We start from the raw sequence: 12,992 nt of genomic DNA on the forward strand, positions 1-12,992 counted from the left end.
GAAATAATACCCCTCGAAATACTCACCCAAAATCAGAACAGACAGGACACCAAATGAAAAGAGAAACTGATCTACTTTCGGACGTACTGACCGAAATGAGCGCAAAAGCACTGGTGACATGGATGACGCATTCCGCTTTGCAGGACATACCGCGCGAAGCATTACTGGTTCGCGGCCACGATTTTGTGTATGCCCTACATGCAAATTTTGTGCTGCTGCGTGATGTTCTGTCAGAAACGATGGAAGATATTGAGCAGCAGAGCCATGACCTCGAAGAAAGACTGAATAGCCTAGAACAACGCCTTCAGACGCTTCAGAAAGATACTGATAATTTATATTAGCTCACCTTTGACCTAGCACAACTACGACATAGGGCCAAACCTAATCTGACAGGCAGCTTTGTGCCAAAAGCGGACGTTGCTAGCACCTAGGGTGTTAATAAACAGTGGGCAGGTCAGTGAGGACCTTTACGAAGCGCTTTCTTACCTCCTTATATCCGTTGCTTTCATAAAATTTGTGCGCTCTGACTCTTCTTTCACTGCTTGATAGCTCAATCTGAGAACATCTTTTATCAAGGGCGATTCGCTCAGAGGCGAGGAGAAGTTTCTGACCTATCCCCGCCCCACGTGACGACTCATCTATGACCAGTGCTGAGATTAATGCCCATAAGCCATTTTCATGGACAGGCGTGATAAAGTTCACAACAACAACCCCGCAGATTTCTTTATCTAATTCAGCAACTAAAATACTAAGACTGCAATGTACTTCATTAATGCGTAGTTTTAAACTCTCTGAGCTTGTCTGATAGCCCAATTGCAGAAAAAGCTTTTTTAGAGAGGATATATCTTTTAACTCTGCAGCCCTTATTAAGACCATTGCCATTATCTCCTTCAGTACAGTTCAGCAAAAATATTCGAATCTCACTAATCAATAACATTCGCTTCCCTCTACTATCAGCGGTGGATGGCCAGAATGTTATGAATAACCCAGCACAGAACTGACAGAATCCCCAAGGATAATCAAAACACTTCCGAGCTGCTGTCACTTGGGATGTGCTTTTAGGTTTAATGTTCGCTCCTTGCACATAGAAGCCTGATGAAATTACACTGCCGGTATATTGTTAGTAACAATATCCATTCTATTCTTTTAGTCGCTGAAACTCTCTTTCAGTGGAGTGTGGCAAGCAATACCCATAGGAATTTGCTATAAACAACTTTCCTTTATCATCAATTATTTCACACATACACCGATAAAACTCACCTAACGAGCTTCGGAATGTCTCAGTGCTCGTGGGCTTTACTGAGCAAAAATGAATAGATATTCTCGCATGACAAACCCACTCTCTTGGTATTTTTTGTGCATCCAAAAGATACATTAGCTTGCATGTTTGTTGATCCCGAATCTGTTTGCATAAGTCATGCTGACATAAAGGAGGATTTGAGAGAAGGTTCAATGTGATTGGGTCAGAATATGTTTTTAAAGATAATCCCTTCAACTTTCCTATTGCCCAAGGCTTTGTTGAATAAATCGGATTTAGATAAAAGCTCCCCTCGTCGCTGACTTTCTCAGGCAATCCGTACGCTTTCTGGCATGCCTGCACGCGTCATTTTGTTTAATGCGCGGATCATGGCCATAGCCTCCCCAACCTGCGCATCATAATCCCGCAACGTAAGATGCCCACCAAACAGCTGTTTGACACGGTACATTGCCGTTTCAGCCACCGAACGTCGGTTGTAAGCCGTGTGCCATTTCCAGTACGCATTGCTTCCCGTGAGCCGTTGCCGGGCAACCGCCTGATTTCTGTCGGCATACTCAGCCGACCAGTAACCCGCTCGGGTTCGCGGCGGGATAAGTGCTTTGATTTTCTTACGCCGCAGTTCGTCGTGGCACCGTCTGGTGTCATAAGCTCCGTCGGCTGAAGCGACCCTGATTTTCCGGTGTGTCTGGTGGATAAGTCCCGGGAATGCTTCTGCATCAGTCACGTTGTTCAGGGACAGGTCAGCACAGATAACCTCATGCGTACTGGCGTCCACGGCCAGGTGCAGCTTCCGCCAGACGCGGCGCTTTTCCTGACCGTGTTTTTTCACCTTCCACTCACCCTCACCGAAAACTTTTAAGCCGGTGGAGTCGATAACCAGGTGGGCAATTTCACCGCGTGTGGGGCTTTTGAAAGGGATGCTGACGGACTTAGCCCGCCTGCTGACGCAGGAATAATCCGGGCAACGGAGCGGGAGCTTCATCAGGATAAAAATGGAATCGATGAATCCCTGCACAGCGCGCAGCGTGAGGCGAAAGACGCGTTTGAGCATCAGAACGGTGGAAATGGCCAACTCGGAATAACGTTGAGGACGACCACGTGAAGAGGTTTTGGGTTCGTCATACCAGGCCTGAATGGCCGACTCATCAAGCCAGAATGTCAGTGAGCCCCGATTGACGAGGGCTTTGTTGTAGACGTTCCAGTTGGTGATTTTGAACTTTTGTTTTGCCACGGGATACCGCTACAGGATCGAGAATGTGGTGATCTGATCCTGATTACGGCCAAAAGTTCGATTTATTCAACAAAGCCGTGAGGCACTGCCAGCATAGTTTTTGGCCCGACAAACAGGTAGTCCTCATTTAATACCAACTGCTCCGCAATAGCCGCAGAATCGCCAAAAATCACCGAACAGGTTGATTCTTTGCCATAGGGGAAAATTAACGCTTCCATATTACTGAAATACCCTGTGCTGGCCGTAGGTAAATACCATTTCGCCGCCCGTAAATCGCGTAATGACGTGCTATTAATTAACGGATGTCCTTTACGAGCAATAACACCGAATTCAGCAATAGCTAAATGTTCATCATTGAATTCATGCAGAGAAATATCGGGAGAGATAACGCCAATAAAGAAATCCATGCGGCCAAGGCGTAAAGAGGGCAGTAATTCTGACAGTTGTCCCTCAATCACGGTCAGTCTGGCGGTCGGGTAACGTTCCTGAAATTTCTTAACCACAGTAGGAACAATGCCAAATGCAGGTAAGTGGGAGCAACCGAAGGTCACGGACCCATGAGATGATCGTTCAATCTGCCTTAATTCATCAATTGCTCGTTCCAGTTCATTAAGAATCATATTCATTCTAGGCTCAAATATCCTCCCCATCTCGGTTAAAACCGCACCTCGTGCCCCTCTGACCAACAGTGAAACACCTAATATTTTTTCTAATTCCTGAATGCTGCGCGTCATCGCTGGCTGGGTTTGGTGCGAAGCCTGAGAGGCAGCTCGTATGCTGCCAAATTGTATAATTGCTTTGAGGTTTTTAAGTTGATTAATCTTCGGCAGTTCTCTCATCATATACCTGCTGTTTCTATTAGATTTATTCATATAACTGTGAAAATTAAATGCAGCACTCATCTATGTAAACATAGCCCATCCTACAAAATATCGTGATAAAATAAATTATATCGTGGCCCCTATTTTTTCAATAACACATTGATTTTATGCCCAAAAATATTCTGCTCGATAAATTTAACCCGGCAGAAATTTTCTTTTCCGTTATTCCTGAATAATATTGACTCTCTTTTAGTCAATAACGCCTTGAGTGATTGGCAGATCATTCGTGTTTTGTTTAGTTAGCGCCAAAGTTCAGAGTATTTTCAATAGAAACATCATGAGTTACAGCACCGGTAGAATAGCGGATACCAAAGCAGTCTCCACACTTCACTTGTCTTAGAATGAGACTTCACACTATTTAGAGGTTAGCGACATGCGTCACTTCTTTAATTTTGAATATAACTCCAACAGATTATTTACCTGAAATTTATTGAGAATATTGGCTCGATGTGCACTGATAGTCTTAGGGCTAATACTCAGTATACGGGCAATATTAATATTAGAGTACCCTGACAGAAGATACTGGCAAACTTGGCTTTCCCTTTGGGTAAGAACAGGTTGTTGCATTTTATCTGGCATTAGAGCTGATTCTTTCTTCTTAAATATTACATTACAGCTATTCAATAGTGGATAGAATACGCTTTCCAACTGTGCCTGCGTGGCAGTTTTACTGAATACGAGTGAAGCTATATATCTTACTGCGACCACGTACTTTGACTCTTCAGATTCTTTAGTGAAAATAAAAATACGCTCACTTTTTGTTGTTTGTTTAATTAATTTTAAAAGACGAAACTGATCAAACCTAGAAACATTATCAGTATCAAAAAAGATGATGGGTTGGTCAATGGTTTGTATTGCATTTTCAATTTCGGGTAAAGAGTGACATAGCGTAATATCTGGTTTTTCTTTTTTGGGGTGCATTCCAGTAACTTTATCAACAACAGTTTTCAAGAAAAACATAATGATATCATAATGACTGAAGATAATAACATTAATCATAATAAACCCTACGGTATTAACATGCAGTATTGAAGCAGTCATTATTAATTAACATAATTACTTCGTGAGCAATAACGTTATATAATGAACAATAATCTTTGAAGGAAGAACAAGATTTTTCGTTAGTGTAATATGTCATAATGAGTTAAGTACATTTATTATGGCGTAGGTACTATAGAGAAAAATGACGCCTTCTGGAAGTAAGTTAAATTTTAACGTGATGCTAAAAATGCATAACTGATAAAGGAATGCCAGTCCTGTTTGGGAGCAGCACCATTTCTTCCCCCTTTCAGTTTTTACGAGATGCATGAATCAGCACCGATGAACGCACTACCGGAGGATATCATTCATGCTGTCGAGCACCTCAATATGCAAAATGACGGTGTGATCCGCTCGTTGATGGCATTACGGCAGTTACCAATGAATATCAGTGATCTGTTCACTATTGATTAACACGCCTTGGTATTAGCAACATCCGCTCTTGGTATGAGCAGAAATTTAGACCTCTTTGAACACAGTTCCTTTAGGATAGACTCTTCGATGCTCGCTCTAACTACACTTCCTTTTAAGGGAAAACCATAGTAACGATCACCACATGCTGAGGATCACTCAAACCAGATTTATGTAACCCGCAGTTATTGGTGGTCATGCTGGTGGTGTTGACATAAAGGGAATTCAGGTTTGGCTTATTTATTAGCCAGTTACAGTATCCACCTCTGCACTGATGTAATGGTACTGGCTGATGGCAGGTAACTCCTAACTTCATCACAATATTGCGGTAACCCGTGTTACAGAGCTCAAAACCCAATATTCATAATTTCAGCTGCACACAAAAGATAATAACAGTGCTGAACTAGATTAATTCACCCCAGTTTAAACTTATAATTAAAAACATTTCTTTTCATTCTCATCTTATTAAGATTATCAATTACACATCTAACAATGATTCAGTTTTATTTAACTATCACACACTAAACGCATTGAGCATTGTATCCGTAACCTGAAATAAGAATAGATATAAAACTGTGGCTGAGATAATTGCAACGGAAAAATAGCAGCAAGTTACCCTCTCAGTTACTATGGTTAACTCAACCGCTATCAATATAAAGATAACGCCCCAATAAATCCGAAACACCACGCCACCAAAGCCATAATCAAAACCATAACAAATTGAAAAATAACAAGTAAAACTTAAAAAACAAACGTCTTACATTTACAACAAGTCGCACTGCACTTAATAAATCAATTAAATCAATTAAATCAATTAAATCAATTAAATCAATTTAGGGAAATTTCCTACAACACCCCTATCGCCCTCCTATATTCGTAATTAGGGGGGTGAGTTATATTGTGCTGATTAAAAGGTCAACCTTGTTAATTTAACATTTTAAACAATCCTACTCAGTTCTAAACCAACACCCTTGTGGATAGACCAGATTATCAGGTCTACGCATCTAATTAGAGTAATACTATGAATAAAGTATTTAAAGTCATTTGGAATAGTGCCTTAGGCCGCTATGACGTTGCATCTGAAATCTCTAAATCAGGAAAAAAAACTAAGTCACTTTGCTCAGGAACTGTCGATACAACTTTAGGTTTAACGACCCCTTCTCGCCTGAGCCAGATTGCCATCACCTTGATGTTTACATTAGGGGCGAGCTCTGCTTTTGCTGCGGATGTAAGTGTTCCCGGATTTACACCTGAAGTTGATTTTACGCAGACGTTTAGTGGAGCCAACAATACTTTATCGGGGAGCTTTAGCAGCATTACTCGCGGAGCCAATGGTTTTACAAACATGAAGTTAGGGGATATTCCGACAGATAAATTCCTTAATGGTGCTGAGAATCTGCTCAGTAAAAATATTTTCAACTTGGGTTCAATGGTAACTGAAACCTTCCTTGACCCGAAAGGCACTGGCGCATTAATTACCATTAATGTGTATAACAACGACAAAATGTCAATTAAACCACTTGCTGATTTTTCGGTACCGGTTTCTCATGCGGTCGGTGAAAATGGTCAGTATGTGAATCGCAACCTATTCCATGTGCTGGATGGTAGCGACCTAAGTGTGAATGTTGGTAGCACTGCCGCAGGCTGGGTTAATGACAGCGATAACTATTTTAACGCCATTCTTAAAGGCAGCCTGAAAAGTGAAGCTGCAACAACGACCTCTTCAGGATTCTATGTTGAATCTACTACATCGGCCCAGAATACAGTCTTAAATTATAACGCTAAGACAGTGGTCAACTTGGGTAATAACAGTAATAACCTTCGTGACCGCGACACCGCAGTGGCGAATGCTGTACTTGATGACTTTACCGGCGCATTCACCAGCCCTTATCTAGGGGCCCAAAATGTTCAAAATTTTGCAGATTTCCAAAAATATAACCAAGACCTGATCGATGCTATTAAGAGTGGTGCTATTACACTGAGCAGTACCGCCTATCAGACAGAACTGGCGAGAGCCTATATCACTAATGGCAGCAATAGCTCACCTAAAGTTACCCCGATCTATCTTGATATGGGGATTAATGCTAATGATGCTGTAAACCATTTCGTTGATTCTGATCGTGTTGCCTTTATTCATGGTGAAGGTCAGCATGCCATAGTGAACATTGGTGCTGATGCCAATATTCAGGCTTATAACACCGATATTTCAGTGGTGCGTCTGGAAGACGGTGCAACATTGAATAATGCTGGGACACTAGGTTCAGCCGCAGGCACTGTTCGTGGCACCAATATTATTTTTGCCACTGATAGTACGGTAGTTATTGAATCTACAGGTGTTTTGGATGCAGGGACTAACCCTGACATGCTGGATTTCAAACCCACCCCGACCTCCACATTACCGCTATATGTTGCCAACGGCAGCCATACCGCTATTTTGGCTAATGGAACTTCGTCAGTCACCAACAATGGTGTGATTAATACCGCTTCTCGTGGGGCAAGCGTTTATACTCGCGCAGCGATGATCGATGGCAACTCATCCTTCGTCAATAACGGTGCAATCAACATCGCGGCAACTGTCGATTTAGTCCCTCCGGCAGGATATATGAATGAAGGGGTTAATGTTCAGAAAGGCTCTACCTTTGAAAATAACGGTACTGTCTATGTGGGTCGTCAAGCCCAACGTTCAGCGACTGATATCGTCACTGATCTGGCTATTAAGACCCAGTCTTATGCCGTCAAATTGCTACAAGATACCGTTAATCTGAGCAATATCGCCACCTTTACCAATAGTGCGACCGGTAAAATCGTGATTGGTAGCAAAACTGAAAACTCTATTGCTGTTGATGCGCAAGGGGTGAGAACGGCAGTCAATCAGAACGGTACCATCGAGCTAAACGGTGCGGGTGCAACACCTGGAGAAAAATCAGCGCAGAATATTGGTATCTTATCCCGTTACAGCGCCACGAATATCTTCAATAATGGCGACATCGTTATAAATGGTATCAATACCGTCGGTATTAAAGTGCTGACCAACAGCTCAGCCACTAACGCCGGTAACGTTTATGTGAATAACGGGCTTGATGCTGCCACTAATCTGGCGAACTACGGTATTCAGGCCGTTGGTGCAGGCGCGGTAGCTAATCTTTCTGGTCAAGTTTATCTTGCTGGCGATGGGGCTATCGGGGTGGTTGCCGAAGATAAAGGCACCATTAATGTCTCCGGTACCGGTCAGGTTGAGTTTGTCTCCGGCACCAAACAAGTGGGCTACCTGATTTATGGTGCCGGTGCGAGTGTTAATAACACCGCGGTTGGTGCTGAAACCGTTGCAACTGAAGGTTCTACCTTATATCGCGTCGATAAAGGGGCCTCTTTCGCTGGAACGACGGCCTCAACCATGAATGCAACGGGTAAGAACTCATCCCTTATTCAGGTTACGGGTGCTGGCAGTAGCTTTACCTCCGGCGCGTTAGATATGGTCCTGTCTGGCGAGGGCTCTACTGGGGTCAAAGTTGAAGGAGGAGCCACCGGCACCATCACGGCAGATGCCAGTCTGGAATTGAGCGGTGATGGGGCTACTGCCGGGATCGTCGATGGCAACTACTACGGCCTGGATGGTATTGCCACCGGTGCTACCGGAAAATCTGTCTTAACCAGTTCGGCGGTATTGACCACCGGTAACACCGCGTCTGGTGCCTATGGCTATATCGCCCGTAATGGCGGTGAGCTTATCCACAAGGGCTCCATTGATTTTACACAAGCAGGCAGTACTGGCGTGCTGGTAGACGGCGGGATTCTGACCAACCAAAACCTCATTACCGTAAATGGGACTGCGGTCAATATTCAGGGCGCTAACTCTACCGTGAATAACAGCGGTACCGTCAACGCGACCGACGGCACCGCCGCTTATCTGCTGGGTGCGGGTGCGAGCCTGACCTTATCCGGTAGCGGTGAAACCAAAGCGGGCGGCACCGCCCATGGCGTACTGCTTGATACCGGTGCCACAGCACTGACCGTGGATGGCGCAACCATTACCATGACCGCGGGCGGCACAGGTAATGCGATTGAAAACAAAGCGGAAATTACCGGCATTCAGTTAAAAAACACCTCGCTGACGGTGGGTAATGGTGCAGGTATTCGTACCGGTGCCTCCATGGCGGCAACCAACTCTGGCACGATCAATGTCAACGGCAGCGGTACCGGTATTCTGTTTGCCAACACGGGCGACACCATCACCGATAATACGCTGGACATGTCCGACTCGGCCGATCTGGTGATTAACGTCAATTCAGCCGCGGGCAAAGGGATTGTCACCAACTCCAGCCAGGATCTGAAAACCGGTGCCAGCGTAAACGTCAATGATGCCGCAGGCGGTGCAGCGCTTATCGTTGGCGGCACCACGGCACAAGTGGAACAATCAGGTAACCTGAAATCTAAGTCACTGAGCAGCCCGGTGGTCGATATTGATAATGGTTTTGTTAACAGCTTCGTCAACAGCGGCACCATTCAAGCCAACAGCGCCACGCAGCAGGCTGTCGTAACCAATACTGGGACGGGTCTGGCCTTTACCAACGCCACGGGTGGCACAATTGTTGGCAAGGTGGATCTGTTAGCGGGCAACAACACCGTGACCCTGATGCAAGGCAGTAAAGGCAATGATTTCACCACCGGCGCGGGTGACGACCTGTTTATTCTGAAAGATCTTACATTAACTGATACAGGTGTGTTCAGCTCACTGAACGGCGGTACCGGCATGGATACCCTGCGCTTTGATAACTCGGCGTATACCCTGAGTAACGCTGCTGCCATCAGTAATATGGATTATATCGATCTGATCAATAACTCGACGCTGACACTGGACAATGTGCTGCTGGCGCTGGGTGACAGTCAGGATGACAATGCCAACACCGGTTTTAATCTGGGTGACGGCAGTCTGTTGCAGGTTAATAACCTGAATGCCGTGAGCTTTAACAGCAAGTTGAACGGCCTCGGCACGATGGCCGTTAATACCGCCGGTAATGCCTTTGATTTTACGGCTAATGCGGCACAGAACGCCTTTAACGGGGTACTGGCATTAGGTCACGCCACTTTTGAACTGGCGGCGGATAACACGGCAGCATTAGTGAATGCCACCCTGAAACTGGGCGCGGACAGTATCACCACCGTCGGTGACGGTGTGCAAACTATCGGTGGGTTGGCCTTTGACGGCGGTACGGTGAAATTTAACACCGGCACTCCGGGTGAGACGGTGGCGAAAAGCACTATCCATACCACCAAAGAGATGAACCTGCTGGGCACCGGGACGGTGGTTGTGGACATCGACAGCGTCGACAACAGCCAGACGCCGGTCAATCCAGTACTGCCCATCATGGAGCAGGATGACGCCAATACCGTGCTGCAACTGGCGGTGAGTGATGTGGCCGTGCAAGGTAATGGCGGCAATCTGGTGCTGAAAGACCAGGATGGTAATGTCATTACCGATGCCACCACGGCCGATATTGCACAGAATGGCACCACGGTCGCCAAAGGCACTTACGATTATCGCCTGAGCAGCGGTACGGGTAACGACGGTTTGTATATCGGTTACGGCCTGACCGAAGTTGAACTGCTGGGCAGCGGTGCAGATGCGCTGTCATTGTACGCCACCAATAAAACCGGTCCTGCGGCGGATTTGAGTGCCAAAGTGACGGGCAGTGGTGAGTTGGCGATTGATACCGGTGCAGGAAATACGGTAACACTGTCCAATCTGGATAATGATTACACCGGTTCTACCGATGTACGCAGCGGCACCTTGCAGATGCTGAATAATAATGTGTTGGGGAATACCTCGCTGTTATCACTGGCAGCAGATACTGCCTTTGACATGAGGGGTCACAGCCAAACCGTGGGCGAACTGAACAGTACTGCGGGTTCAACGGTTGATCTCAATGGTGGCAGCTTAACCTTGAGTCAGGGCGGTGTGTCTGAGGGTGAACTGACCGGCAGTGGCGCGCTGACAATTGCCGCCAATGTGCTGACCGTTAAGGGTGCCAATACTGGCCTGAGCGCGGTGACCACCATTGCCAGTGGCGCACAAGCGTTACTGAACAATGCAGCGGGTCTGGGCGATGGCAATATCGTTAACGCCGGTCTGCTGACACTGAAAGGGGCGGCGGGCCAGTTAGCAAATGCTATCAGTGATGCTGGCAGTGTGGTGCTGGAAGATAACAGCGACATCACATTGAGCGGTGATAACCGCCTGTTCAGCGGCCTGTTTGCTATCACGAACGGCAGCCAGTTAACCGCTTCTCAGGCAGAACATCTGGGGACGGCAGCGGTCACTAACGACGGTTCATTGGTGCTCAATAGCGATAATAACTGGTTGTTGGCAAACAGCATTAGCGGCAGTGGTAGTCTGACTAAAAACGGTGACGGTACCCTGTCATTGACTCAAACGGCGGCCTATACCGGCCAGACAGATATCAATGCGGGTGGCCTGATGTTAGGCAGCAGCGCTGACCCCATGACGCTGGCAAGCCAGCAGGTGAATATAGCCAGCGGTGCCTTTATGGGCGGTTTTGGTGGCGTAGCGGGCGCGGTTGATAACCAGGGCGTGCTGTTTGTGGGCAACCCAACGGCACCGGTGGTACCGGCGATGGGCCGTCTGGCGCCGGCCAGTAACATCTTTACCGTTGGCACTGACTTAACCAACAGTGGCACAATTTTTATCGGCAATAAAACTAATGATGGTACGGGCACCACGGGGAATCAATTAGTGGTGAACGGCAACTACATTGGCAACAATGGTCTGCTGCATTTCAATACGGCGTTGGGTGCAGATGACTCCGCAACTGACAGCATGATTGTGAACGGTAACACCAGCGGCACCACTAACGTAAGCGTAGATAATGCGGGCGGTACGGGCGCTAAAACCTTAAACGGTATTGAACTGATTCAGGTGAATGGTCAATCCGACGGTGAGTTTGTGAACCCTGGCCGTATCGTAGCGGGTGCATATGATTACTCACTGGTACGTGGGGTGGGTTCAAACGCCAGTAACTGGTATTTGACCAGCCTGAGTAATTTGCCGATTGATCCAGAGAACCCGGTTGATCCAGAAAACCCGGCGGGTCCAGGCGAGGAAACTAAACGTCCTGAAGCCGGCAGCTACACCGCGAACCTGGCCGCAGCCAACACTATGTTTGTGACGCGTCTGCACGATCGTTTGGGCGAAACACAGTATATCGACGCCCTGACTGGCGAGCAGAAAGTGACCAGCATGTGGCTGCGTAACGAAGGCGGACATAACCGTTCACGTGACACCAGTGGTCAGTTGAAAACTCAAAGCAACCGCTATGTGATGCAATTGGGTGGCGATATCGCCCAGTGGAGCAACGATGGTCTGGACCGTTTACACCTGGGTGTAATGGCCGGTTACGGTAATAGCAAGAGCGACACCCACGCGAAATCGGGCTATAAGTCGAGTGGTTCGGTTGATGGATACACCGCCGGGGTGTACAGCACCTGGTATGCCAACGACGAAGACAAGTCGGGCTTGTATGTTGACGGTTGGGCGCAGTACAGCTGGTTTAACAATAGCGTGCAGGGCGACGGTCTGGCGACGGAAGAGTATAAATCGAAAGGGATCACCGCGTCGGTCGAGAGCGGCTACACCTTTAAGATCGGTGAAAATCAGTCTAAGAACGAAACGTACTTTATCCAGCCGAAAGCCCAAATCACCTGGATGGGTGTGAAGGCTGACGAGCACCGTGAAGCAAACGGTACTCAGGTGAGTGGTCAAGGCGACGGTAATATCCAGACGCGTCTGGGGCTGCGTTCTTATATGAAAGGCCACCACGAAAGTGATAATGGCAAGGATCGCGAGTTCCAACCGTTTGTGGAAGCCAACTGGATCCACAACACCAAAGATTTTGGCACCAATATGAACGCCGTTGACGTGAAACAAGCTGGCGCGAAGAATATCGGTGAACTGAAAGTGGGTGTTGAGGGGCAATTGAACAAGCAACTGAATGTCTGGGGTAACGTCGGCCAGCAATTGGGTGACAAAGGTTACAGCGATACCGCAGTGATGTTAGGGGTGAAATACAACTTCTAATCGTTATTAGCTCTCATCAATAACGGTGCTTCGGCACCGTTATTGATCTCCGAACAATTTAATAAAATCTCATTCTGAATA

General features: G+C 46.7%; 7 protein-coding genes and 1 pseudogene. 3 read left to right on the forward strand and 5 right to left on the reverse strand.

Translation table 11 applies throughout. The features are described 5' to 3' along the window. The first annotated feature begins 53 nt into the window (after positions 1-53). Positions 54-341, forward strand: coding sequence for a hypothetical protein (locus V1956_RS16685; protein WP_140474593.1), 288 nt, complete (start codon positions 54-56; stop codon positions 339-341). A 94-nt stretch (positions 342-435) separates the two neighbouring features. Here V1956_RS16685 and V1956_RS16690 read toward each other — a convergent pair whose 3' ends face one another. The 5 genes and pseudogenes from V1956_RS16690 to V1956_RS16710 form a co-directional block, all read right to left on the reverse strand. Next, positions 436-876: a GNAT family N-acetyltransferase gene (locus V1956_RS16690; protein ID WP_442825822.1), complete on the reverse strand. Its 441-nt coding sequence runs from the start codon at positions 874-876 to the stop codon at positions 436-438. A gap of 689 nt (positions 877-1,565) precedes the next feature. Then, entirely contained in the window at positions 1,566-2,489 is a 924-nt protein-coding gene (locus V1956_RS16695; RefSeq protein ID WP_442825019.1) for an IS5 family transposase, read from the reverse strand. 62 nt (positions 2,490-2,551) lie between these two features. After that, positions 2,552-3,115: a LysR substrate-binding domain-containing protein gene (locus tag V1956_RS16700; RefSeq protein WP_442825823.1), complete on the reverse strand. Its 564-nt coding sequence runs from the start codon at positions 3,113-3,115 to the stop codon at positions 2,552-2,554. A gap of 27 nt (positions 3,116-3,142) precedes the next feature. Next, a pseudogene (locus V1956_RS16705) lies at positions 3,143-3,391 on the reverse strand (helix-turn-helix domain-containing protein); the annotation flags it as partial. Between the two features lie 357 nt (positions 3,392-3,748). After that, the gene (locus tag V1956_RS16710; protein ID WP_372558521.1) at positions 3,749-4,369 is read right to left on the reverse strand and encodes a LuxR C-terminal-related transcriptional regulator; all 621 of its coding nucleotides are present in this window, start codon (positions 4,367-4,369) and stop codon (positions 3,749-3,751) included. Positions 4,370-4,690: 321 nt separating this feature from the next. On the opposite strand from V1956_RS16710, the gene V1956_RS16715 reads away from it, so the two are divergent. Further along, entirely contained in the window at positions 4,691-4,822 is a 132-nt protein-coding gene (locus V1956_RS16715) for a hypothetical protein (protein WP_372558520.1), read from the forward strand. Positions 4,823-5,840: 1,018 nt separating this feature from the next. Further along, positions 5,841-12,911: an autotransporter outer membrane beta-barrel domain-containing protein gene (locus V1956_RS16720; protein WP_442825357.1), complete on the forward strand. Its 7,071-nt coding sequence runs from the start codon at positions 5,841-5,843 to the stop codon at positions 12,909-12,911. Positions 12,912-12,992: the final 81 nt, after the last annotated feature.

The organism is Yersinia sp. 2540 StPb PI (assembly GCF_052217165.1).
Taxonomy (GTDB): domain Bacteria; phylum Pseudomonadota; class Gammaproteobacteria; order Enterobacterales; family Enterobacteriaceae; genus Yersinia; species Yersinia enterocolitica_E.